This window comes from Pontibacter vulgaris (assembly GCF_022758145.1).
Lineage (GTDB): Bacteria > Bacteroidota > Bacteroidia > Cytophagales > Hymenobacteraceae > Pontibacter > Pontibacter vulgaris.
This window is the reverse complement of sequence record NZ_JAJVDH010000003.1, coordinates 607,754-632,788: the sequence shown is the minus strand read 5'-3', so window position 1 is coordinate 632,788 and position 25,035 is coordinate 607,754. Positions and strand designations below refer to the sequence as shown.

The following is a 25,035-nucleotide window of genomic DNA, read 5'->3' as shown; positions in this document are numbered from 1 at the left end:
CTTTACGCACACTATGAAAAGGATACTGTTGCTGGGTGCCGGCCGTTCGGCTTCTTCTTTAATCTCTTATTTACTAGAAAATGCCCCGAAGGAAAACTGGCAGATCAGGATTGGAGATATAGCTGTTACGCACCTGCAGGCAATGGTAGCGCCTTTACCTTTTGCCGAAATATTGCAGTTTGATATACATAACGCTGAACAGCTTGCGCAGGAAGTAAGCCAGGCCGACCTGGTAATTTCACTGTTGCCGGCCATTTTTCATATAGAAGTTGCGCGCGAATGCCTGAAACAGGAAAAGCACTTGGTAACGGCATCGTATGTTACACCTGCCTTTCTGGAGTTGCACGAAGAAGCGAAGCGCAAAAACCTGATCATGCTGATGGAGTCTGGCCTCGACCCGGGTATAGATCATATGTCGGCAATGGCTGTAATAAAGAAAGTACAGGCGAAAGGCGGCAGGTTCACATCGTTTAAATCGTACACGGGTGGTTTGGTAGCTCCCGAATCTGATAATAACCCCTGGAACTATAAATTCAGCTGGAACCCGCGCAACGTGGTTTTAGCCGGGCAAGGCACGGCCAAGTATATAGAAAACGGAACTTATAAGTATATTCCATACCACCAGCTTTTCCGGCGCACCGAAGAACTTTATGTAGAAGGCTATGGCCACTTTGACGGGTATGCAAACCGCGACTCGCTGAGTTACCGTGAGCCTTATGGTTTAAAAGGCATCCCGACCATGCTGCGCGGCACATTGCGCCGCAAAGGCTACTGCCAGGCCTGGGATGTTTTCGTGCAACTGGGCTTAACCGACGATACCTATACGCTGGAAGGCTCCGAAAACATGACCTACCGCAGCTACCTGGCCTCTTTTCTGCCACCGGCATCAGGTGCTACGCAAAGTATAAAAGAGCAGTTAAGCAACTACTTAAGTATAGAAATTGATGGCGAGGTAATGCAGAAACTGGAGTGGCTGGGTATTTTTACGGATACTCCTGTTGGATTAACTGCGGCTACGCCTGCGCAGGTGCTTGAGAAAATCCTGAAAGAGAAATGGGTGCTGGAGCCCGGCGATAAGGATATGATCGTGATGCAGCACCTGTTTGAGTATGAACTGAATGGTGAAAGCCATGCGCTAACATCGTCGCTGGTTGTAATAGGGGATGATGAAGTACATACCGCCATGGCTAAAACGGTTGGTTTGCCGGCAGCTATACTTGCTAAATTGCTGTTACAGGGCAAGATTCAGTATCGCGGCGTGGTTATACCCATACTTCCGGAGCTTTACGAGCCGGTGCTGGAAGAGCTGAAACAGTACGGAGTCGATTTTATGGAGCAGGAAAAAGTGTTGGTATAGTATAAAGTAGCTAAGCAAGTATGGCGAGAGCGTCCTCGCCCCGGAATAAGTCCGGGATCAACGACTCGTGACGAACTATAGCCAGGGCCTCCGGCCCATTTTCCAAAAAGTAGAAATCTTTGGCGACGCAACCCTAAAGGGTGCGAAGGTATAAACAGGAGCGAAAGTATTTTCTGTGCTTAAATATACTTTAGGATCTGTGATTAGAATGGGCCAGAGGCCCACGCTATAGTTAGCCACGAGCGAGGACGCTCGCGCCATAGAATTGCGCTTACAAATGAAGATAATACTCACTTAACAACTCCCTGAATTCAGAAGTATAGGTCACTTTATCAGCTTCGCGGATGTGGAGCTGGCTTATAGTTGGGGTAGGTTGTTGTGTAAAAGTATACGTCTGGATGTGGCGGATGCACTGGCCGTTGGTATAAGTATAGACTTCCAGCGTCTCGGCTAAGTATAAAGTATGAACTAAGGCAAGTTCAGCAAAGTGCCTGGCTTCGGCAGGTGGCAGCAGCAAGTATAACTTACCCTGCGGTGTTAGGTGCTTTTGTGCGAAGCTGAGTATATCTTCAAAAAACAGATCGCCGGTATGCTTGGCCGTGTTTTTGGCTGAGTTATCCGATTTCAGCGACGACAGGAAAAAGGGTGGGTTTGAAAGTATGACATCATATGTCTGCTGGTTTTCCCTGGCAAACTCCTGTAAACTTACCGGGTGCAACTGTAACCGCTCAGCCCATATACTTGCGGCAAAGTTTTCGGTGGCCTGCTGTTGTGCCTCTTTATTAATTTCAACGGCATCTATACTTGCATCCGAGCGTTGCGCCACCATAAGCGAAAGCAAACCTGTGCCGGTGCCAATATCCAGGATTCGTTTTGCCTCTTTAACCTCCACATAAGCCCCGAACACACAGGAATCGGTGCATACCTTCATGGCACATTGCGCCTGCTCTACCCGAAACTGTTTAAACTGGAAGTATGAATTGGCCACTGTTGTTAGTAAGAGTTACTTATTCTTTAATGCTTCAACTAGCTGTTTATAAAGCTCAACTTCTTTTTTTTAACCAGCAATTTCAACTAATGCTAAGGCTAATTGTTGTTCACAATTCGTATGCTCAGACATTTGTTTACTGGCAGAAAGGTCGGTTTTAAGTTTTACAATTTCTTTATCTTCAACCCCAAATAATAACCAATCTAAACTCACACCAAGTGCGTTTGCTAAAACAATTGCATTGGCTCGAGTTACATGACTTACACCTTTTTCTAAATTAGAAATCTGAGATTTACCTACTCCAATAGTTGACCCAAGCTGTTCACCACTCATTTTGGCAGCTTTTCGAGCTACTCTAATACGTTCACCTATAGTCATACTTAAAAAATATAAATTCAAGCAAAATTACTTTGAATTGAACATTCCGGATTCAAAGCCTTCGTCGGCGGGCAGGTTAGGAGAGAGCGCACTGGCAACTGCAAGCTCATCGCAGCGTTCGTTTTCGGGGTGACCGGCATGCCCGCGAATCCACACAAATTTTACGTTATGCTTGGCGTAAACTCTGAGAAAACGCGCCCAAAGATCGCCGTTGGCTTTACCGGCAAAGCCCTTTTTCTGCCAGCCAAATACCCAGCGTTTCTCTACGGCATCTACCACATACTTCGAATCAGAGAATACAGTAACCGGAATGCCAGGTTTTGTAATTGCCTCTAAACCAACGATCACGGCCAGCAGCTCCATACGGTTATTGGTTGTTTTCCGGAAACCGGCGGAAAGCTCTTTTACATGTTGGTTCCAGCGAAGTATAACGCCATAACCACCTGGTCCCGGATTGCCGCGAGAAGCCCCGTCAGTGAAAAGTTCTATCATGAAGTTGAGATTTGGAGATTCGGAAGTTTGAAGATGTGAAAATTGTAAAAGGAGAAGTCATTAATTTTCAAATCTTCACATCTCCAAATTTTCAAATTAAAGGTTTTAAACAGGCAGGTTGCTCTTAAACAGTTTAATGGCAATGGCCAGAAGTATAACCCCGAACACTTTACGAAGTATATCAGCGCCTGCTTTGCCTAGCTTTTTTTCTATCCACCCGGATGCCTTGAGCACGATGTATACAAAAATTAGGTTGAGGACAATGCCCACCAGGATATTAGGAACCGAGTACGCAGCGCGTAGCGAAAGGAGCGTGGTCATGGTGCCGGCGCCAACTATAAGCGGGAAAGCCAAAGGCACTATAGAGCCACTTTTAATTTCAGGATCGGTATGGAAAAAGTCTTTGCCCAGGATCATCTCCAGGCCGATAAGGAAGATAATGATAGCACCGGCCATGGCAAACGACTGAAAATCGAGGCCAAAAAGCTTAAGTATACCATCACCCACAAAAAGGAACGCGATCATCAGGATACCGGAAACGATGGTGGCTTTTTCCGAATGAATCACTCCCTCTCGCTTGCGCAGGTTGATAATAATAGGAATGGAGCCCAGGATATCAATGATCGCAAAAAGGATCAGCGTTACAGAGATAATTTCCTTGAAGTTAAAAATGTCCATGTGCGCTTATACTTGATTTGCGGACAAAGGTAGAATTTTAGGCGTAATAGTGCAGGAAAAAACGCTTCAGCTCTTCGTATTCCTCGTTAAGTATAGCCGGGAAATTGGCAATTCGGAATGTGTTGCGTGCCCAGGCGCCGTAGCCGTTGCCCAGCCGAATGTTGTGGTGCAGTGCCCTTTTCTTGATATCATCAACCAGCCGCTCGCTTGCCTGCACGGCAATAACTGTTTTAGAGCGTACTTCTTCGTTCTCTATCAGCGGTTTCATGTCTGTAAACTGGCTAAAGAAAGTATAAAGGTCCTGCGCCCGATCCGATAGTTCAAGGTCTATCTGCTTGATAAAGGGCCTGTCTTCGAGCATGCGCTTGAGCAGGTAAATATTCAGTACGTTTGGTGTGTGCGTGGTCTGGTAATTCAGCATTTTTTCATACATCGTTACCAGGCTGTTGTAATGGGCGCGTTCGTTTATTTGTTTGGCCCTGAAAATAGTGCGTGGCGAACAAGCCAGAACGGCCAGGCCGGCAGGTAAGCCAAAACATTTCTGCACCGATGCAAACCAGATATCTGCCTTAATTAATTTCAGGTTCAGGCCAGCCATAGAAGAGGTGGCATCTACGGCGGTAAGTGTACTGCGGTAGCGGTTGTGCAGGTTAAGTATAGTAGTAGATGAAACCTGCGTACCGTTAGAAGTCTCATTTTGAGTAAAGCAGATCAATTCGGTATCTGAACTGATGTTAAGTTGCTCTACCGGCAGGGGCTCGTTCGCATCGTACTGCAGCCCCTCTGCGTTAGGGCGCAGCTTTTTGGCATACTGGTACCATTTTTCGCCGAAGGAGCCGTTGTAAATATGAAAGCTTTTTTTTGTGGTCAGGCTTTGTGTCAGAATTTCCCAGCACTCGGTTGCTGATGTTGCAAAGAACACATAATAATCCTGCGGAATATTGAGCTTGCGTTTAATAGAGCCTACTACGGCCCTGGAAAGCTGCACAAATTGCTCTCCTCTATGCGGTGTACCCAGCATGCCCTCATCGTACGCATCTGTCAGGTAGGTGCGCACCTCAGGGTATACTTTAGAAGGACCGGGATAAAAGTTAAGCATAAAGGAAAGATAAGAATAATATAGCTTTTATGCTATATGCTATAAAAATATACGCAGACGAAGGTTTAACGAAAAATGTTACGAGTTATGCGACCCGAATCCGATTTGTTTTGGTTTTTGTTTTTCAAAGTACTGAAGGGCAAGCCAATAACTTTCGAGGCCAAAACCAGTTATTATACCTTTGCAAAACGGGGCCAGCATACTTTTGTGCCGGAAAGCATCGCGGGCATACACATTGGAGATGTGCACTTCTATAACCGGCGTATCAATAGCTTTTATGGCATCTGACAGGGCAACCGAAGTATGAGTATAAGCACCAGCGTTTATTACAATGCCTTTGTAGCTGAAACCAACTTCGTGCAGCTTATCTATTAGCACGCCTTCTGTGTTCGACTGAAAATGCTCGAGCTCCAGCTTCGGAAAATTTTCTTTCAGCTCTTCAAAATAATCTTCAAAGGAGCGGCTGCCATACACAGACTTTTCGCGCCTGCCCAGCAGGTTCAGGTTGGGTCCGTTCAGGATAAGTATTTTCATAGTATAGGTTTCAGCTTAAAACACAAGTTGCAAAGGTAAGGATTAACTATATTTGCTTGACTAAAAATTATTGCTGCTACGCGTTAATTACCAAATGACCTGTTAAGGAATGCCCGCAGTAAAATAACTTTATACTATACCTGTGAACTGGAATATCTGCAAAAAGCAATTTGAACAATACCTGCAACTTGAGAAATCGCTTTCGGGGCACTCTGTAGAAGCTTATTTGCGCGATATCCGCAAGTTAACCGATTTCCTGGAGCTGAAGGGCCTGCAGGTAGCACCGGAGCAAATTACCCCGCTTATACTTCGTGATTTCCTGGAGTGGATTACAGAACTGGGCATGACAGCCCACTCGCAGGCGCGTACGCTTTCCGGCATCCGGGCTTTTTACAAGTTCATGATCATGGAGGATATGCTGACCGTGGACCCGACCGATACCATTGAAGCCCCGAAGCTGGATAGGAAACTGCCCGATACGCTTAGTTTTCATGAGATTGAGGAGCTGTTAGCTGCCATTGACCTTTCTACGCCGGAAGGAACCCGCAACCGCGCTATCATCGAGACACTTTATAGTTCGGGCTTGCGCGTGTCGGAGTTGCTGGACCTGAAAATGAGCAACCTGTACGAAGAGATGGGCTTCCTTAAAGTGGCTGGTAAAGGCGACAAAGAGCGTTTGGTGCCGATCGGGCGTGATGCGCTGAAGCACATAAACCTTTACCGCGAAGGCGTGCGCTGCCATCTTACAATAAAAAAAGGCCACGAAGATATCCTGTTCCTGAACCGCCGTGGAGCCAAACTTACCCGGGTTATGATATTTACGATCATTAAAGACCTGGCTGCCAAAGCCGGCATACAGAAAACAGTGAGCCCGCATACTTTCCGGCATTCTTTTGCCACGCATTTAATAGAAGGCGGCGCCGATTTGCGTGCCGTGCAGGAAATGCTGGGGCACGAATCCATCACCACCACCGAAATTTATACCCACCTGGACCGCGATTACCTGAAACAGGTGATCAAGGATTTTCATCCGAGGAGTTGAGCAATTTTATACTTTGCCTTTAACGCTTCACGTTTAGTAAAAGCACGATTATCCCTTAACAACTATAATTACATTATACTTTACCCGCACAACTAATGACTTTTAAGCACTGGCGTACCTTTTTAGCCCTATTTCTATTCTTTTCCATTTCTTTAACTACCATTGCACAATCGGTTGACGACATCGTTCCCAGGCCGGTTGAGGTGAAGAAATCCCGGAGAGGGCACGTGTCCATCGACGGAAAAGCACAGATTGTATTTGACAAGCAGTTTACTGACCAAGCAGGTTTCCTGAAAGAAATGCTGGCCGCGCAAACCGGCCTCAACCTGCAATCAAACCTGAACGGGCAAAGCACTGGTAAAGTAAAACACCATATCCGTTTATTGTTCGATGCCAAAGCCATCAGCAAAGCTGAAATGTATACTTTAACAGTTAAAGGAAAAGATATTACCATCAGGGCCAAAGACACTGCCGGCATGGTGTACGGCATACAGACGCTGCTACAACTGTTCCCGCTTAAGCAGGTAGAAAAAGTAAAGGTTCCGGATGTGGCAATAACCGATTACCCGCGCTTTGCTTACAGAGGCATGCACCTGGATGTGGTTCGGCACATGTTTCCGCTGGAGTTCATTAAAAAATATATTGATTACCTGGCGTTCCACAAGTTCAACACCTTTCATTGGCACCTTTCCGACGACCAGGGCTGGCGCATAGAAATTGAGTCTTATCCAAAGCTGAACAGCATCGGCTCGTGGCGCGAAGCAACCTTAATCGGGCATTTTAAGGATACGCCGGCCCGTTACGACTCTACACGTTACGGTGGTTTTTATACCAAGAACGAAGTGCGCGAAGTAATTAAGTATGCTGCTGTGCGTGGCATCAGGATCATACCTGAAATTGATATACCTGGCCATAGCCGTGCTACCATTGCCGCTTACCCTGAGTTTAGTACCCGCCCCGATACTACCTGGAACGTGGCCACCACTTGGGGCATGTATAACCGCCAGAACAACGTACTACAGCCTAACCCTGCCACTTTTAAATTCCTGAAGACGGTTTTCCAGGAGGTAGCCGAGTTGTTCCCTTCCGAGTATTTCCATTTAGGAGGCGATGAATGCAGCAAAATATGGTGGAAAGCCGATTCTGTATCGCAGCAGTTTATTAAAGACCATAACCTGAAAGACGAGAAAGGCCTGCAGACATACTTTATCGAGCAAACGGCCGGTTACCTGCAGGAGAAAGGCAAAAAAGTGATAGGCTGGCACGAGATCTTGGAGGGCGACCTGGATACCTCGGCAATTGTGATGAACTGGGGAGGCGAAAAGGAAGGAATTGCTGCTGCTACCCGCAAGCACAAAGTAATCATGTCGCCGGGCAAGCCGCTATACTTCGACCATTACCAGTCTAAAGACCCGAACGACAGCCTGGCCATACATGGCTATAACCCAACCGAATCGGTTTATAATTTTGAGCCGGTGCCCGATGCTTTGCGCCAGCAGAAACTTGATAGCTATATTATAGGTGCACAGGCCAACGTTTGGACCGAATACATAGGCAGCCCGGCAAAAGTGGAATACATGATCTTCCCGAGGATGACGGCACTAAGCGAAGTGCTCTGGTCGCCGAAGGAGAAAAAAGATTACGAAGATTTTAAACGCAGACTTAAAACCGCCATCATTCCAAGGTATAATTTCTGGAAAAGCGCATACTTTAAAGGCTTCGAAACCTGGACCACCGATAAACAATAATACCTTTACAGGTATAAAAAAGCCCTTCCGGAATTACATCTCCGGAAGGGCTTTTTTTATATTTCGAGATATCTAGGTTTCATGGCTTTCGTGGTAAGTATAGCTTAATTGCGGCGTGAGTTGAAGCCGAACAGCAAACTGAACCTGGCGCCCTCTTTAGATGGAGCAAAGGCCACATTTACCGGGAAGTTTATACCCTGGCTCTGGAAGTTAGTGCCAGCCGCAAACACAAGTCCGGCTCCGGCTACCGAAAGGTTAGGTCCCACACCAAACTCCAATCCTTTAGGACCACGAATGCCAACCAGGGCACTTAAACTTGGCAGAAACTTACCTTGCTCCAGGCCACCAACCAGCGGCACAAATTCAAACAAACCTGATGTGCCGTTTTCCAGTGTGAAAATGCGAGTCTCAAACTGCCAGCCAAACTGTGTAATAAACGGGCTTATACTTTCCTCATGCTCTTCTTTCATGTTGTCGATCAAGCGCTGGCTTAGAATGGTAAACCCGAGTCTCGGGCCCGATAATTTTAAATGTTTCGGCTCGTAGTAAACGGGCAGTGAAGCGGTGGCTTGCGGAGCTGCAGTGGTAAAAACCTCTTTTGTGCCATTCTCAAAAACGATCATAAAAACCTCTGACCTGAGTATAGAAATGATGGGGCCTTCCAGGTTATCAAAGCGCTTATACTTAATTTCAGAAGGGCTTATTTCCAGCACCTTAACCTTAAGCTCGTCGCCGTTGCGCTTGGTCATTACGTCCTGGGCCTGGCAAACTATAACTATAAACAAGGCAAGCAGTGTAAGTATGGTTTTTTTCATGGTTATACTTTTGATGTTGAGATATTAGTTTTTCGTGTTTAAGATGGATCAAAAGTATAACCTTTCTATATAGTAAGAAAACAATCTTTCTGAAAATCAGACTTTATTTTTGTTTATTCATAGTTTGTAATCTTCTGTTTTATAGTTTGTTGTATTGTCGCAATCAGACTTTTAATTTGTAATATTAAACCAACTTTATACTTTAGAAAAACTTTCGGGATGGATGATCTGAAAACGACACTCGATACACTGGACGAAGAAGACAAACAGGCACTGGTTGCTTTTATACAGCGACAGAAACAGAAGGCATTCCGTAAAGACCTGGAACTGCTGCACCTGCTTCAATTGCCAAAACTACTTACCTCTGAGCAGATCATTGCCCGGCTTTATAAAGATGATCCGAACCCGGTAGCCTATTATGCCCTGCGCAAGCGGCTGATGCGCCACATCTCTGATTTTAATTTGCTCAAACGCATGGAAGAAGATACCACGGCATCGGCAGCAATCATGGGAATGCTATCTCTGTCGCGTTACCTGTTCGAGGTGCGGCTGGATAAACTGGCGTGGGCATATTTGCGGAAAGCGGAGAAACTAGCACAAACCAACGAACAGTTCGATCTCCTGAACACGATCTATAACCTGCAGATAGAGAAAGCCGAAAACGAGTTTGCCGACGATCTGGACCTGATCATCTCAAAGCGCAACATAAACAAACTGGCCGCCGACGAAGAGGAACGTGCCAATATTGCCAACAGCATCATCCATAAAAGGCTGCGCGATGTAAGAAAACAGGGCAGCGATGTGCATTTTGGCCGCATTATACAGGATGTACTAAGGGAATACGGGCTTTCGGAAGCGGTAAGCAAGCGTCCGGCTTTGCTGTTTAAACTCATGTCTATTGCCCGGAGCGCTATACTTGCCGGCAAGGATTTCCTGTCTTTTGAGCCTTACATTATAAAGCAGTACCACGAAACGGAGCAGCAGTACGGTTTCTCGAAAGCCAACCAATACTATAAACTGAGCCTGATGTACATGATCGCGCACGTGCTGTACCGCAACAAGAAATTCACGGAATCGGTGCAGTACCTGGAGCAGCTAAAGGCAGGGCTGGAGGGCGATGGCAAAGGGCATTACGCACATTTTTACCCGCGTTATACTTTCCTGCTGGTAGCAAACCTGATCTTCCTGCGCCGCAACGACGAGGCTATAAAACTGATGGAGCACCTGCTGCACAAAGCAAAACTTACCCTTAGCACCAAAGACCAGCTGACCGCCCAGCTTGGCCTCAGTTTCAGTTATTTTACACAAGGCGCGTTCGGGAAGGCGAACCGGGTGTTGATGAGTATAAAGCGCTCGGATAAGTGGTGCGAGAGCAAAATGGGCCGCGAATGGATACTTAAAAAGAACCTGGGCGAGATGATCATACAACTAGAGCTGGGCAACATCGACCTGACTCTGAACAAGATCAGAAGTATAGAACGAGTGTTTAAAGACCTGCTGCAACAACCTGTTTATAGTAACGTGAGCCGTTTCCTACAGCTGATTAAGTTCCTGATTGATAACCCGCAGGCAGTAACTACCCCGGCTTTTATGCAGCATGTGGAGGAAACGCTGGCCTATACTACGTTTGAGCGAACTGACATACAGGAAATCAGTTTCTATGCCTGGTTAAAAGCTAAAATGTTTTCAAGGTCTTATTACGACATGCTGCTGGAACTTGGGAGTGGCACAGAAACTATAGCCAAAGAACAAAAAGTATAAGTTCAGGAAGAAATGTTTATATTGGGTGAATTCTATATTATGCGATGAGTGTTGGAAGTATAGAAATTAGACAGCAGCAATTAAATACTAGTGCATATAAGCGTATGTAGTCGTTTATCTAATAGTAAGCCAAAATTAGTAACAATGAAAAAAGCCCTTCTTCTGCCCTTAACATTATTCATACTTAGTTGCACCAGTCAAACCGAAGAACAGGCTGCTGCAAATGAAGCTATTCCAGTTAAAGCTATTATCCAAGGCAAAGAAGAGAAAAAATTACCTTCTTCGAAGTATACTATTGAGCAAGCAACAGAAGAAGATTTCATAAAAGCGGCAGCAAAACCTACTATTGGCTTTAACATGGGCAAAGAGGAAGCTCGCAAGGTAAAGGGTGTAATAAATTTAAAAATAAATGGGGAGTGGAGGTCAATAGAAGCATTCACGGATACGCTTCTGAATACTGATGATCCTGACATTAGAGAGTATAGGTATTTGGGTCAGAACATAGACCTGAACAAATACCTTGTTTCTGGTACCTTTTACGAAGATTATCAGACTTACCTTGTCGACATGACTACTGGTGAAGTAGCAGCGACAACATGGACAGAGCCAGTTGTATCACCAGACAAAAAGCACTTAGCAAATATTTCTATTCCAACTGTGATGGAACCTTCACCTAATGGAATACAAGTATTGAAAATAGTAGAACAAGGAGCAAGAAAAGATATTGTGAAGTATGTTGAAATAGAGCAACAGGAATGGGAGCCTTTTGAATTGCGCTGGGAATCTACACAAGCAATCATCATAAAAATGATACCAATAGAACAGTATGAACAGCTTCAAGGAGAACCAAAGCAGAAGGACTTTTCTTATCTTAGACTTACAATAAAATAAAATTGGCTAACAAGGCATATAAGCCATACTTCGGCTTCGCCTCCCCATACTATGCACTAGCAAGTTACCCCAGAAAACAATCAAAAGCCAGATAAAAATGATGATTAATCAGGAAGCCCTTCCAAGGCAAAACATGACAAAGATGAAAATCCTTATTACGGGAGTTGTAACGGTTTTTATATTTGGCTTCCTTTTCTGGGAGCATTTTCATGGTGGTGTTGCCAGTCATCATATTTTGCAACAACAAAACCTGCCTGCAATCTCTAACTGGTGGAACGGACTATTTCTTCCAGTTCTTACCTGGTTTCTGTTAAGCAGGACCGAAAAGAGACTTGGCAAACAATCTTCTGAGGTGCACCAACCGAACAATCTCCATGGTAAGGTTATAAAGCTTTTTGTAACAGGCTTAGTACTTGGAGTTTTAATAGCTACCTCATTCACGAATGGGTACAGCCTCTTTTTAGACAATGTTCCTTACATCATATTAGTGCTTAGCCTGATCATTCCCATATATTACTCAGAATTTATATTAGGATTTATTCTTGGCATGACCTATACTTTTGGAGCAATCCTGCCAACTGTTTTTATACTTGTATTGGCAGCTATAGGTATTATCACTTATAGATTTATCAGACCATTAATTCTGAAGCTGATAATGAAATTTACAGCTAAACCGGATAAAAGCCCGAACCACTGATAGCATATTTGTGGCAATAGAGGCGAAGTGGTGAATCGAAAGTCTGTGCATCTAAAGTTTGTGCTACACCGAAAGAAAAGCGCTCCTACACCTACATGTGCACTGTTAATCCACTCATAAACACATTACAGCGCAATTTTCTGTTTAACTTTTAAGCCCTTTATAAATGTATAAATTCTTACTTATTGCATTTCTTGCCCTGGTTTCGGGTAGTTTAGCAGCTCAACCAAAGGCCATAAACGAGGCTGGTTTTATTCCGATAGGCGGTATAGAGCAATGGGTAACTATAAGCGGAGAAGACAGATCTAAACCTGTGGTTCTGTTTCTGCATGGCGGGCCGGGCAGCACCATGAGCCAGTACGATGACGCAGCCTATGGCCATTGGGAAAAAGATTTTGTGTTGGTGTATTGGGACCAGCGGGGAGCAGGAAGAACCTTTGGCCGGAATGCCCCCGAAGTAGTAACTGAAGATTACTGGATAGAAAACCCACTGACAGTGGAGCAAATGACTGCTGACGGTATCGAACTGTCAGAGTACCTGATCAAACACCTCGGGAAGAAGAAAATAATTCTTGTAGGAACTTCATGGGGATCTATACTTGGTGCGAACATGGCGCTTTCCCGCCCCGATCTTTTTTCAGCCTACGTTGGTCACTCCCAGGTAGTAAATTATTCAGCGGGGTTTGCCACTGCCTATAAAAAAGTATCTGAAATGGCCCAACAAACTAACGACCAGGAGTCGATAGAAAAGCTGAAGTTACTTGGCCCGCCGCCTTACGAAGATGCTAAAAAAGAAGGCCAGCTGATGCGCATCATCAAAAAATATGAAAAGCAGAACTCAAAACCGGCACCTGCCACCTGGTGGAAACTGGCTAGCGAATACGACAACGAGAAAGATGCCCAACACAGGTATGACGGCGACGATTATTCTTTCATTCACTTTGCGGGATTTAAAAAGATGGGTATAAAATCGATGGCCGCTGGGGTTAATTTTATGGAAAATGGTTTGAACTATAAAATACCGGTGATCTTCATTCAGGGTGAGGAGGATATCTTAACCGCTAAGGAAACTACAAAAGCTTATTTCGACAAAGTGAAAGCTCCGAAGAAAGAGTTTATACTTGTACCAGGTGCTGCACACGGGCATAACCAGGCTGTGATAGATGCACAATACAAAGCGGTAAAAAGTCTCAAATAAACCATAGTTGTAAACTTCGCAACTATACCTTAAAAGATAAATTGAATAGCTATACTTTATCAAACAACTATACATAACTACACCCAACCTAACCCATGCAAGACATTCAGTTTCCGCTTACCCTTACTTTCAAGATCTCTACTTTCTCGAACGACTTTACCGTGCAAGACGCAAACGGTCAAACTATTAACTACGTGAAGCAGAAGCTGTTAAAGTTTATAGAAGAAGTAAACGTATTCAGCGACGAATCGCAAACGGAGCATTTATATACCATTAACGCTAACAAATGGATCGATTTTTCAGCGGCTTATAATTTTACAAACCAGCAGGGTAATAAGGTAGGTAGCGTAGCCCGCAAAGGCTGGACCTCGTTGTGGAAAGCCCGCTACGAAATTTATGATGCTCAACAGTCTCAAGACCTTGTCATACAGGAAGAAAACGGTTGGATAAAAGTTGCTGACGGCCTGTTGGGTGAAATTCCGATACTTGGTATGTTTACCGGCTATGTATTTAACCCGACATACCTGGTTTTACGGCCAGACGGCGAAGAAGTAGCCAGGCTTAAAAAGCAGCCATCGTTTTTCGGGCGCCGCTTTACAGTTTCTAAAACTGGCGAGTTTCAGGATGGGGAAGAGGAGCGCACAATCCTTAGCCTTATGATGATGATCCTGCTTGAAAGACGCAGAGGGTAACTGTTTAAAGGAATATACTCACAGCAATTCTTAATCCGGGTAAGTCCTTAAAACTGATTTCTCCGGATTTTTTTATGCAGTTCTTTACAGGTGAAATTATAGGTATAAACTACCTAGCAGCACTACTTTTTTAACTATACTTGTTCTTGTCTACTGAAAAAGCCCTGCCCGCATTTGGTAATATAGCTTATGTTATATATATTTAGAAAAGGATAATCTGTAGGATTTAATCAAGCAGGCTATACTTCGCTAATCTACCAAACAACCTAAAACAAACCTTATGCAAGACACTTCTACTGAACCGGTACAGGGAACAACTCTTACAAAACCAACGCTGGCCTTTAAAGGACAGGGCTCCGAATTATTCAGCATCCAGATTGTGAACATAGCGCTGATGCTGGTGACGCTGGGCTTATACTACCCGTGGGCGAAAGCTAAAAACCTGCAATACATTTACCGCAAAACCGAACTGGCCGACAGTCCTTTCACGTTCCATGGCACCGGTAAAGAGATGTTTATTGGCTTTATAAAAGGCCTAGGCATTATGGCTGTATTGGTAAGTATATTTATGTATGGCTTTATGCATGGCGATAACAGTGTTAAATTTTTATGCTTTGCCGCTTATTTTCTTGGCTTACTCGCCCTGATTCCGCTGGCTATTCATGGCATGTTGCGCTACCGCACCTCGCGCACAAGCTGGCGCGGCATACACATGGGCTACCGTGGCACACTGGGTAGTATGTATAAAGTATACCTTACAGGCTTTTTCCTGAGCGTCATAACACTGGGTTTCTATGGTTTCTGGTTCACTACAAACCTGCGCAAAGAGATACTGAGTAATACCCGTTTCGGAAATGCAAAATTCCGTTTTATCGCTGATGGCAGCGACCTGCTGCTGGTGCACATTAAAGGTTATTTCCTGACACTTCTTACGCTGGGTATCTATAGTTTCTGGTACATGAAAGACCTTATCAATTTCAACATCAACAACACATTAATTGAGCAGGATGGCAAGTATAGCCGCCTCGATTCTTCTTTAACAGGAGGTAAATATTTTAAGCTGGCTGTAGGTAACCTCCTGATCATGGTATTTACACTTGGCCTTGGTTATGCCTGGGTGGTTACCCGTACCATGGCAGCCATCGTTAACAATTGCGAAATAATAGGAGATTTTAACCCGGATGCACTAGCCCAGACCGAGGCAGAGTATAAAAACGCTACCTTTGAAGACATGGCCGACATGCTGGACATTGGCATTATATAGATTATGTTTAAAGGCAAATATTATAACGGGCGTACCTCCAAAGGTATGCCCGCTTTTATTACACTGGAGCACACGTACATCAGCATTGCCTGGCAAACCGGCGAAGAAAGCGGTACCGAGCTATGGTATTTACCTGATATCCATACTTCCGAGTTTAATGATGATACCACGGTGCTGGAGTATGGAAGCTTTCCGAGGCAAAGTATAGCTGTGTTTGAACAGGGTTTCAGGGAGGCGCTGGATCAGAAGTATAATGGGGCAAAATTCCTGAAGTCGAAGTATAATTCCTTCCAGAAAACCGGTGTAAAGGGCTTACTGGTTGGCGGGCTGACCTTGCTGGCATTGGCTATAGTTCTGTTCGTATGGGGCATTCCGGCCTTGGCTGAAAAAGCCGCAGCGCATTTTCCGTTAGCGTATGAGCGGGCAATGGGAGAGCAGTTACACGAGCAGATGATGCTGGGCAAAAGTATAGATTCTGCCAAAACAAAGGCTTTACAAGATTACCTGGCTGCTCTGGATGTAAAATCTGATTTCCCGATAACCGTGACGGTGGTAAAGAACGACATGGTAAATGCTTTTGCCGTGCCGGGTGGTTTTATTGTGGTGCACGATGCCATACTGGATAAAATGGAGCATCATGAAGAACTGGCCGGTTTGCTGGGCCACGAGATAGGACACGTACAGATGCGCCACTCCACCAAAGCCCTTACCCGCAGTTTGTCTTACTATATGTTGCTATCTATACTTTTCGGCGATGTGAGCGGCATTGCAGCCATTATAGTGGATAACGCTTCTACGTTGAACAAGCTGGAGTATAGTCGCAGTGCCGAATCAGATTCTGACAAAGCTGGCCTGGAATTGCTGAAACAAAACAATCTGAACCCGAAAGGTATGGTCTGGCTCATGGAACGGCTTAATTCAAGTGCACCTGAGTTTATGAAGTTTATCAGCACCCATCCAAATACTAATGACCGCATCAAAGAAATTGAAAGCCAGATAAAGCAAACAAAGTATAAAATGCAGCCTAACCCTGAACTGGAAGCCGCATGGGCAGCCCTTAAGTCGGTAAAGTAATTATGGCTATAAAGTATGAACCACCAAAGTATAAACTCCATTAACCTGGGTTTTGAATAAATGCCTGCTTATACTTTATAACTCGCTAAACTTTCTTAATATTAAGATTCCGAAATCCGGGCATAATTAAGGTCACCGCAAATCGCTTATGGGCACACCATCCAAACTCAACAGGTCGTTAGGGCTTAGCTTTGTAATTGCAGTTGTTATAGGCAATATAATCGGCTCCGGGGTTTACAAAAAAGTGGCTCCAATGGCTTCAGAGCTACACTCGGCAGGTTGGGTACTGATAGCATGGGCCTTAGGTGGACTTATTACTTTACTGGGTGCGCTCAGCAATGCCGAGGTGGCTGGCTTGCTGGCAAGTACCGGCGGAGAGTATGCTTACTATAAAAAGATATATAACCGGTTCTTTGCTTTTATTTATGGCTGGTCGCTGTTTACGGTAATTCAGACGGCGGGCATTTCTTCTCTGGCCTATGTTTTTGCGCAGTCGCTTAACAGCATTGTGCCCTTGCCTGAGCTATTTCCTTCTTTAAGCACTTTTACCATAGGGGGCGTATTCTATCCCTTTGCCGATTTTTCGGTAAAATTGACTGCCATCATACTTATACTTTTGCTTACCTGGGTAAATACCAAAGGTGTTAAAACCGGGGCAGGTATGAGCAGTATTATCCTATTGCTGGTGTTTATCGGTATTTTTACGATTGTAGCATTTGGCTTAGGTAGCAAAGGTGCGGCAGTAAGTAATACCGTTAACCTGAGCACTGTCAACAATACCCCTGTAACTATAAGTGCACTTTTTACGGCCATGCTATCGGCATTTTGGGCATACCAGGGTTGGGCGGCTATCGGGTTTATTGGCGGCGAAATTAAAGATGCCCGTCGCAACATACCCAAGGGTATTGCCATAGGTGTTTTTGTAGTGATAGCCATTTACCTGCTGGTAAATGTTACTTACCTTTCTGTGTTATCAATTCCGGCGCTGGAGCAGGTGCACCAGGCCGGTAACAAAATAGCGGCTATAGAGGCTGTAAGAAGTTTCTGGGGCGGCAATGGCGCCTTGTTTATGTCGGTGCTTATACTTGTAACCACACTTGGCTGCACCCATGCCACCATACTTGCCAGTGCGCGCCCATACTTTGCCATGGCCCGCGAAGGGATGTTCTTTAAGAAAGCGGCCAAACTTAATAAGGCGCAAACTCCCGTAAACTCGCTTATCTTTCAGGGCATCTGGGCCTGCCTGTTGGTCCTTTCCGGCACCTTCGACCAGTTAACCGATATGGTGATTTTCGCCGTGTTCATTTACTATGGTGCTACCACTTTAGGGGTATTTATACTTCGTAGAAAAATGCCAGATGCACCGCGGCCTTATAAAGTATGGGGATACCCGGTTGTGCCAGCCTTTATGATCCTGTTCTGCGCCGGACTTTTCATTAACACCATCATGACGCGCCCACGCGAAGCGGGTATTGGCCTGGTGCTGATGTCGACGGGATTGCCTATGTATTGGTGGCTGACCAGGAAAAACAAACTGGAAGAGAAACAACCGGAAGATGAGCTTAAACAGAAAGTAGACGCTTAATTCCGGTGAGAATCATACTTCAGGCATAGTTCTGAGTTGCTGTAAGATAGAAGATATGATTTCGGTGAAACAATTGTGCCGGCAACTCATCTATCTTGAAAAGTATGTCAGAAATCTATGCCTTCTATCAGCTTAAAAAATGCCGTTAATCCTGTAATCCTAAGTTTCAGATAGTATCTTTGCCAGCAGCAAGTATAACCTAAATCTGCTGCCGTGTATAAAAGCCTGCTTCGCCCCCTGCTCTTCAAGCTCGATCCCGAGAAAGTACATTATCTGACCACCGATGCGCTGCGCACTGTTTACAAGCTGCCCTTTGCGAAAGGTATAAGCAATAGTATGTTCCAGGTGCAGGACCCCAGGCTGGAACGCGAACTGTTCGGGCTTAAATTTCCGAACCCGGTTGGCCTGGCTGCAGGTTTTGATAAGGATGCGAAACTGATTGACGAGCTGGCAAACCTTGGTTTTGGCTTTATCGAAATCGGGACACTAACACCGAAAGCACAGGAAGGCAACCCAAAACCGCGTTTGTTTCGCTTGCCCGAGGACCAGGCCATTATTAACCGTATGGGCTTTAACAACGAAGGCGTAGATGCTGCTGTTGCCCGCCTTAAAAGCCGGAACAGCAAAGTTATCGTTGGTGGCAACATCGGTAAAAATAAAGTAACACCAAACGAAGAAGCCCTAAACGATTACCTGTATTGCTTTAAGGCGCTGTTTGATGTGGTAGATTATTTTGTGGTGAATGTTAGCTCGCCTAATACCCCGGATCTGCGCGCCTTGCAGGAAAAAGAACCGCTGCAGCAACTGTTGCTGGCTTTGCAGGAGCAGAACAATAAAATGCCGAAACCAAAACCGTTGCTGCTGAAAATTGCCCCCGACCTGAACGAAGATCAGTTAAACGATATCATCGAAATTGCCAAAGAAGCAAAGCTTAGCGGCATTATTGCTACCAACACTACCATCAGCCGCGAGGGGCTTCATACTTCTAACCAAAAAGTACAGGATATTGGTGCCGGCGGACTTAGCGGAAAACCGCTGACAGAACGATCAACGGAAATCATCAGGTATCTTCGCCAGCACCTGCCGCAGGAGGTCCGGATTATTGGCGTAGGCGGCATTATGACGGCCGAAGATGCCCTGGAAAAACTGAATGCAGGCGCAGATCTGGTGCAATTATATACTGGTTTTATTTATGAAGGCCCTGCGCTTATCAGCCGGATCAATAGAAAGCTATTGGCTGTTTAACTCAATACTCAGCTCACAAAATAATTTAATTGCATCCTGCCGTTTTTGCTGAACGCTTTCTTCTGAAAAATTGTAAATTTGAGATTCTAACTTAGTCGAGGGTATGGCAAAGAACACTTACAGAAACGAAGCGCTTAATGGGAGTAGGGCAAAGAATGAGATGCGGGGCGCACGAAACGAACCTCGCAGGGCTAACACACCTATTGGCGAAAAGCCAAGGCAGCCCGAAAAGCCAAAGCGCTCTTTTAAATTTTCTTTTCCAAGTATAAATCTGCAGTTCGGTTTCCTGAAAGACAGGCGATTTAAGCTTTCTGTAGGCTTTACGTTTCTGTTAATTTCTTTCTGCCTTACCATAGCATTTGTTTCTTACCTCTTTACCGGCCACGCCGACCAAAGTGTGGTGGAGTCTATTGCTGGTACAGGCGTGAAAGAATCGGGGCAGGAGGCTGAGAACTGGCTGGGCCTTTTTGGCGCTTACATTTCGCACCTTTTTATTTTTAAATGGTTGGGTATAGGTGCTTTCTTCCTTATCCCGATTATGTTTTTTGCCGGCAGTAAAATTGTGTTCCGTCGTGTGGCAGTTTCCCTGTCCTATGTGCTGGGGCTTTGCAGCTTTTCTATGTTGTGGCTTAGCTTAACCATGGGCTATATGGTGTTCTCGCTGGATAACATCGAAGAATTTGGCTTCTTGGGCGGCGGCATTGGCATTGAAACAGCGCTTTGGCTTAACAGCCTGATTGGCGGCGGCTCGTGGCTGGTGCTGGGCTTTTTGCTGCTGGTATTTGTGGTGTTCTTCTTTAATGTCACAAGTATAAACTGGGGCAAATCTGAGGATGAATCCGAAGAAAATCCTGGTATAGACAACAGCCGTGCCTCTTCGCTTAGCGATGTTATTAATGCGCCGGCACGTGGTGGCATCAACCATTACGCAGACCCTACGGCATCTTTAGAACAGGAAGAAGACGAAGAGGATTTTGGGATTCCTTTTGATGAAGAAGACGAGGAAGCCATAGACCGCGCGCTTGAAATGGAACTGCGCTCAATTCCGCCGGTAGTTGTAAAGCCAGCTGCACCTGCGCTGGAACTGGATGTGGAATTGAATGATGAACTGGCTGAAGATGAATTTGATACGTCAGGCGATGAATTTGATACTATAGAGGATGAAGTGGAAGAGCCCCTGGACCTGGAAATAGAAGAAGCCCCGGAAGAAGAAACCGGCCTTGCCATCGAAAACTATGACCCAACTTTAGATCTTGCCCGCTACCAGTACCCAACAATAGAATTGCTTACTGACTATGGTGCCAGCAAAGTATCGGTATCCAAAGAAGAGCTGGAAGCCAATAAAGACAAGATCGTAGAAACGCTGGGTAACTATAACATCGGTATCGCCAGCATTAAAGCTACCATTGGCCCAACTGTAACGCTGTATGAGATTGTGCCGGATGCCGGTGTGCGTATCTCCAAGATCAAGAACCTGGAAGATGATATTGCCCTGAGCTTAGCGGCCCTGGGTATCCGTATTATTGCGCCAATTCCGGGTAAGGGAACCATAGGTATAGAAGTGCCGAACACCAAAAAGGAAATGGTGTCGATCAAATCTATCCTGAGTACAGAGAAGTTTCTGAAGAGCGATATGGACCTGCCAATTGCTTTCGGTAAAACCATCACCAACGAAGTTTTCATTACCGACCTGGCCAAAATGCCGCACTTACTAATGGCAGGTGCTACCGGCCAGGGTAAATCGGTTGGTCTGAACATCATACTTACCTCGTTACTTTACAAGCGACATCCTTCGCAGCTTAAGTTTGTATTGGTCGATCCAAAGAAAGTGGAATTATCGCTTTTTAATAAAATTGAGCGCCACTTTTTAGCCAAACTGCCTGACTCCGACGAAGCCATCATTACCGATACTAAAAAGGTAGTGAACACGCTGAACTCGCTGTGTATGGAGATGGATATGCGCTACGACCTGCTGAAAGATGCCGGCTGCCGTAACCTGAAAGAGTATAACCGCAAGTTTGTGGAGCGCCGCCTGAACCCGAAAAAAGGCCACCGCTTTATGCCATACATTGTATTGGTAATAGATGAGTTGGCGGATTTGATGATGACTGCCGGTAAGGAAGTGGAAACGCCGATTGCGCGCCTGGCACAGCTTGCCCGAGCAATTGGTATACACCTGGTTGTTGCTACACAGCGCCCTTCGGTAAACGTAATTACGGGTATCATTAAAGCGAACTTCCCGGCGCGGATCTCCTTTAAAGTAACTTCTAAAATAGATTCACGCACAATTCTGGATGCCGGTGGTGCTGACCAGCTGATCGGGCAGGGTGACATGCTGTTCTCTATCGGGTCGGATATTATTCGTATTCAGTGTGCTTTTGTGGATACGCCTGAGGTGGATCGTATCTGCGATTATATTGGCGAACAGCAAGGTTACGACGATGCTTACCTGCTTCCGGAATTTGTTGGCGATGAAAGTGGTTCTGAGAAGACAGACTTCGATCCGAGCTCTAAAGATCCTTTGTTTGAAGAAGCTGCCCGCATTATAGTGCAGCACCAGCAGGGAAGTACCTCGTTGTTGCAGCGCCGCCTGAAGCTGGGCTATAACCGTGCAGGCCGATTAATAGACCAATTAGAGTCGGCGGGTATAGTGGGGCCATTTGAAGGAAGCAAGGCCCGCGAAGTAAAAATTCCGGACGAATACAGTTTGGAACAGTTATTGAATACGTTGTAGTAAGACAACACAACTTAGATTACCAACATGAAAAAAATATTCTCGCTCTTACTGATCCTTTTCACGGTTGTGAACCTGGCAAGTGCTCAGAAAGACCCGCAGGCCACTAAAATACTGAACGCCATGAGCGCCAAGTATAAAGCCATGAAAGGATTTAAAGCCACTTTTGCCCAGACTATGGAAAACTCATCTTCCAAGATGAAAGAAACCATGGAAGGCGATATCCTGGTTGCAGGCCCGAAGTATAGACTAAAAGTAAGCGGCCAGGAAATCATCAGCGATGGAAAACTAATGTGGACCTACCTGAAAGATGTAAACGAGGTTACTATTACAGAAACCGATGCCGAAGCAGAGGCAATGGCGCCGAGCAAGATTTTCGAGATGTATAAAAAAGGCTACAAGTATGCGTATGCCGGCACCGAAACCCGCGCTGGCGAGAAAGTAGATGTAATTGAAATGGCTCCGGAAGATCGTAACAACCCGATTTTCAAGGTTCGCCTCTATGTAAGCCAGAAAGATAAATCGCTGAAAAGCTGGCAGATGTTCCGTAACAACGGCAACCGCTATACTTATGCTATCAAGAATTTTCAGGCAAACCCTCCGCTAGCCGCCGATGCTTTCTCTTTTAACAAGGCAAAGTATAAAGGCGTGAGTGTAGTGGATTTAAGATAACACCTAACCTTTTATGATAGGAAAAGGCTGCTCTGTTAGGGCAGCCTTTTTTATTTTTATACTTTGGGGCGGTTAATAAACTGAGTAATTGAGCTGCAGGTTAAAATTTGTCACCTTATCTTCATCAACACGTACCGGGTTTATGCCGCCCTGTCCGTCAAAACCCTTGGCATAAAGCTTTCCGTTTTCCTGGATAAATACCGAGTAGGAGCCGGGCGCAAGTATGGCTTGGTAAAACCCTTCTGCATCGCTTTCCACAGTTAAAACTGGGTTGGCATCAAGCGTGTAGTATACAAAATCATGCTCTGTAGCCTGATGCAAGGTGGTGTAAGAGTAGATAATTATTTTCCGTTTTACCGTGTACTCTTTGCAGGAGCTGTACCCTTCGCAGGGGCCGTTTGGCCCGATGGTAGGTATACAGTTGCCTTCTTTGTATGTGAGCGTGCCGGTTATACCTTGTTGTATTGTTACCTTCTTTTTGTTCTGCTGCGTTATTTCTTCTAAGTTATTTTCCCGGCAGTTAGGGGTAGCTTCATCGTCGTTATTGCTGCATCCTGTTAAAAGGAGCATAGAAAATGCAAAGGCAAATATGGTATATGCTATTTTCATGTGTTCACTTTAATTTAAAGACCCTTTTATAAGATGATAGGTTGCTACCACAGGAAAGATACCGGAAAGTTTCCCGGGCTGATGCAAATTTATACTTTTGTAAAACCACACGCTAACCCATCCTACCCATGACAAGAGAAAAACTATTTGAGCAGATACTGCAAAAGAAATCATACCTATGCATCGGCCTCGATACCGACCCGAAAAAGCTCCCGCAGCACCTGCTGGACTATGAAGATCCGGTATTCGAATTCAACCGCCAGATCATAGAAGCAACCGCCGACCTTTGCGTGGCTTACAAACCTAATATCGCTTTTTATGAAGCGCAGGGGCCAAGAGGCTGGGTTAGCCTGGAGAAAACGTTGCAGCACATACCGGAGGAGATCTTTACCATTGCCGATGCCAAACGTGGCGATATTGGTAATACTTCTGAGCTATACGCCCGCGCCTTTTTCGAGACCATGAACTTCGATTCGTTAACCGTGGCGCCGTACATGGGTTCGGATTCTGTAAAGCCGTTCCTGGTTCAGGGTGGCAAGTGGGTTATACTGCTGGCGCTTACATCTAACCCGGGCAGCCAGGATTTCCAGATGCTGAAGCTGGCAGATGGAAGCGAAGAGTACCTGTTTGAGCAGGTGTTGCGTGAAAGTTCCACGTGGGCCACGCCGGGCCAAATGATGTATGTGGTGGGTGCTACCAAAGCCGAGTATGTGCAGCGTGTGCGCGCCATTGTGCCAGACCACTTTCTGTTGGTGCCGGGTGTTGGTGCGCAGGGCGGCAGTTTAGAAGAGATTTCCCGTTTAGGTATGAACCAGCAATGCGGCCTGCTCGTGAATTCTTCCCGCGCCATTATCTATGCCTCTTCCGGCACCGACTTTGCCGAAAAAGCCCGTGAAGCAGCCCTTGAAGTGCAGCGCGAAATGGAGCAGTACCTGGAGCAGTATGTGCTGCATTTGTAGAGGAAGCATATTTGTGTAGCCAGTTACGTTTATCTGTTGAAAATGACAATAAACCGTATGTTTATGTGTGCTATCCAGTAGTTGATGATGATAGAAATTATAGATAAAAAATGGAAAACTTTAGAATTGGCATTTACCTAATAGTTGTAGCAGTTCTACAGTTCATTACTATTCTACTCTATGGTTATATAAAAGAAGGTGGAGATATAAATACTGCATCTATGTATCCAGTAGTTTACCTGTTCCCTGCTGTAGTTTACAATTTCTTTAGCGGCTTGCTTTTCAATATAAGTGAGCAAACTAAGTTTAGTGGACGTCTCCTCCTATTGCTTGTGCCAGCTCTACTTGCAGTTGTTCTAAATGAAGCGGTGAATACCCTAGGAAAAGAACTGTACTATGTGATTATTGCAGCTTCTTTGATTATCAATGCAGGATACTACTATATTGTAGAGAAGAACAAAAGAACCACCTCCACCAACAAAACCTAAACCACACCAAGGCGTGCTTTAGCAAAGACGTTGTG

Annotated in this window: 24 protein-coding genes; 16 read left to right on the top strand and 8 right to left on the bottom strand. The window is 45.3% G+C overall.

The window, feature by feature from the left end:
- Positions 1 to 13: 13 nt before the first annotated feature.
- Positions 14 to 1,357: a saccharopine dehydrogenase family protein gene (locus LWP20_RS08015; protein ID WP_242927605.1), complete on the top strand. Its 1,344-nt coding sequence runs from the start codon at positions 14 to 16 to the stop codon at positions 1,355 to 1,357.
- 271 nt (positions 1,358 to 1,628) lie between these two features.
- On the opposite strand, the gene LWP20_RS08010 is transcribed toward LWP20_RS08015, so the two are convergent.
- From LWP20_RS08010 to aroQ, 6 genes are all read right to left on the bottom strand, one after another.
- Entirely contained in the window at positions 1,629 to 2,345 is a 717-nt protein-coding gene (locus LWP20_RS08010; protein WP_242927604.1) for a tRNA1(Val) (adenine(37)-N6)-methyltransferase, read from the bottom strand.
- 69 nt (positions 2,346 to 2,414) lie between these two features.
- Positions 2,415 to 2,723 (bottom strand): helix-turn-helix domain-containing protein, encoded by a 309-nt coding sequence (locus LWP20_RS08005; RefSeq protein ID WP_242927603.1) that lies wholly within the window; start codon positions 2,721 to 2,723, stop codon positions 2,415 to 2,417.
- Positions 2,724 to 2,750: 27 nt separating this feature from the next.
- Positions 2,751 to 3,215, bottom strand: coding sequence for a ribonuclease HI (gene rnhA / locus LWP20_RS08000; protein ID WP_242927602.1), 465 nt, complete (start codon positions 3,213 to 3,215; stop codon positions 2,751 to 2,753).
- 105 nt (positions 3,216 to 3,320) lie between these two features.
- Positions 3,321 to 3,887, bottom strand: coding sequence for a MarC family protein (locus LWP20_RS07995; RefSeq protein ID WP_242928024.1), 567 nt, complete (start codon positions 3,885 to 3,887; stop codon positions 3,321 to 3,323).
- Between the two features lie 43 nt (positions 3,888 to 3,930).
- On the bottom strand, positions 3,931 to 4,992 hold the full coding sequence (locus tag LWP20_RS07990; protein ID WP_242927601.1) for an aminotransferase class V-fold PLP-dependent enzyme: 1,062 nt from the start codon (positions 4,990 to 4,992) through the stop codon (positions 3,931 to 3,933).
- Between the two features lie 78 nt (positions 4,993 to 5,070).
- The gene (aroQ, locus tag LWP20_RS07985) at positions 5,071 to 5,526 is read right to left on the bottom strand and encodes a type II 3-dehydroquinate dehydratase (protein ID WP_242927600.1); all 456 of its coding nucleotides are present in this window, start codon (positions 5,524 to 5,526) and stop codon (positions 5,071 to 5,073) included.
- A gap of 142 nt (positions 5,527 to 5,668) precedes the next feature.
- Between aroQ and xerD the strand changes: the two genes are divergently transcribed.
- Together xerD and LWP20_RS07975 are read left to right on the top strand one after the other, a co-directional pair.
- On the top strand, positions 5,669 to 6,568 hold the full coding sequence (gene xerD, locus LWP20_RS07980; RefSeq protein WP_242927599.1) for a site-specific tyrosine recombinase XerD: 900 nt from the start codon (positions 5,669 to 5,671) through the stop codon (positions 6,566 to 6,568).
- A gap of 95 nt (positions 6,569 to 6,663) precedes the next feature.
- Positions 6,664 to 8,316, top strand: coding sequence for a beta-N-acetylhexosaminidase (locus tag LWP20_RS07975; RefSeq protein ID WP_242927598.1), 1,653 nt, complete (start codon positions 6,664 to 6,666; stop codon positions 8,314 to 8,316).
- 104 nt (positions 8,317 to 8,420) lie between these two features.
- On the opposite strand, the gene LWP20_RS07970 is transcribed toward LWP20_RS07975, so the two are convergent.
- Entirely contained in the window at positions 8,421 to 9,131 is a 711-nt protein-coding gene (locus tag LWP20_RS07970) for a hypothetical protein (RefSeq protein WP_242927597.1), read from the bottom strand.
- 219 nt (positions 9,132 to 9,350) lie between these two features.
- Between LWP20_RS07970 and LWP20_RS07965 the strand changes: the two genes are divergently transcribed.
- The 11 genes from LWP20_RS07965 (at position 9,351) to lolA1 (ending at position 22,944) form a co-directional block, all read left to right on the top strand.
- Positions 9,351 to 10,892 carry a hypothetical protein gene (locus tag LWP20_RS07965; RefSeq protein ID WP_242927596.1) on the top strand — a complete coding sequence of 514 codons (1,542 nt, stop codon included), beginning with the start codon at positions 9,351 to 9,353 and terminating at the stop codon, positions 10,890 to 10,892.
- A 144-nt stretch (positions 10,893 to 11,036) separates the two neighbouring features.
- Positions 11,037 to 11,783: a hypothetical protein gene (locus LWP20_RS07960; RefSeq protein WP_242927595.1), complete on the top strand. Its 747-nt coding sequence runs from the start codon at positions 11,037 to 11,039 to the stop codon at positions 11,781 to 11,783.
- 133 nt (positions 11,784 to 11,916) lie between these two features.
- Complete coding sequence (locus LWP20_RS07955) at positions 11,917 to 12,480, top strand: hypothetical protein (protein WP_242927594.1); 564 nt, start codon at positions 11,917 to 11,919, stop codon at positions 12,478 to 12,480.
- 166 nt (positions 12,481 to 12,646) lie between these two features.
- The gene (locus tag LWP20_RS07950; RefSeq protein ID WP_242927593.1) at positions 12,647 to 13,678 is read left to right on the top strand and encodes an alpha/beta hydrolase; all 1,032 of its coding nucleotides are present in this window, start codon (positions 12,647 to 12,649) and stop codon (positions 13,676 to 13,678) included.
- 95 nt (positions 13,679 to 13,773) lie between these two features.
- Positions 13,774 to 14,370, top strand: a complete 597-nt coding sequence (locus tag LWP20_RS07945) for an LURP-one-related family protein (RefSeq protein WP_242927592.1) — start codon at positions 13,774 to 13,776, stop codon at positions 14,368 to 14,370.
- Positions 14,371 to 14,650: 280 nt separating this feature from the next.
- Positions 14,651 to 15,634, top strand: coding sequence for a YjgN family protein (locus tag LWP20_RS07940; protein WP_242927591.1), 984 nt, complete (start codon positions 14,651 to 14,653; stop codon positions 15,632 to 15,634).
- A 3-nt stretch (positions 15,635 to 15,637) separates the two neighbouring features.
- Entirely contained in the window at positions 15,638 to 16,708 is a 1,071-nt protein-coding gene (locus LWP20_RS07935; protein ID WP_242927590.1) for a M48 family metallopeptidase, read from the top strand.
- A 148-nt stretch (positions 16,709 to 16,856) separates the two neighbouring features.
- Complete coding sequence (locus tag LWP20_RS07930) at positions 16,857 to 18,293, top strand: APC family permease (protein ID WP_242927589.1); 1,437 nt, start codon at positions 16,857 to 16,859, stop codon at positions 18,291 to 18,293.
- Positions 18,294 to 18,506: 213 nt separating this feature from the next.
- A complete protein-coding gene (locus LWP20_RS07925) occupies positions 18,507 to 19,538 on the top strand; it encodes a quinone-dependent dihydroorotate dehydrogenase (protein ID WP_242927588.1) in 1,032 nt (343 codons plus the stop codon).
- A gap of 103 nt (positions 19,539 to 19,641) precedes the next feature.
- Positions 19,642 to 22,272 (top strand): FtsK/SpoIIIE family DNA translocase, encoded by a 2,631-nt coding sequence (locus LWP20_RS07920; protein WP_242927587.1) that lies wholly within the window; start codon positions 19,642 to 19,644, stop codon positions 22,270 to 22,272.
- Between the two features lie 27 nt (positions 22,273 to 22,299).
- Positions 22,300 to 22,944 (top strand): outer membrane lipoprotein periplasmic chaperone LolA1, encoded by a 645-nt coding sequence (lolA1, locus tag LWP20_RS07915; protein ID WP_242927586.1) that lies wholly within the window; start codon positions 22,300 to 22,302, stop codon positions 22,942 to 22,944.
- Between the two features lie 72 nt (positions 22,945 to 23,016).
- On the opposite strand, the gene LWP20_RS07910 is transcribed toward lolA1, so the two are convergent.
- Entirely contained in the window at positions 23,017 to 23,553 is a 537-nt protein-coding gene (locus LWP20_RS07910; protein ID WP_242927585.1) for a hypothetical protein, read from the bottom strand.
- Positions 23,554 to 23,681: 128 nt separating this feature from the next.
- On the opposite strand from LWP20_RS07910, the gene pyrF reads away from it, so the two are divergent.
- A complete protein-coding gene (gene pyrF, locus LWP20_RS07905; RefSeq protein WP_242927584.1) occupies positions 23,682 to 24,512 on the top strand; it encodes an orotidine-5'-phosphate decarboxylase in 831 nt (276 codons plus the stop codon).
- Between the two features lie 110 nt (positions 24,513 to 24,622).
- Positions 24,623 to 25,000, top strand: coding sequence for a hypothetical protein (locus tag LWP20_RS07900; RefSeq protein ID WP_242927583.1), 378 nt, complete (start codon positions 24,623 to 24,625; stop codon positions 24,998 to 25,000).
- Positions 25,001 to 25,035 lie beyond the last annotated feature (35 nt).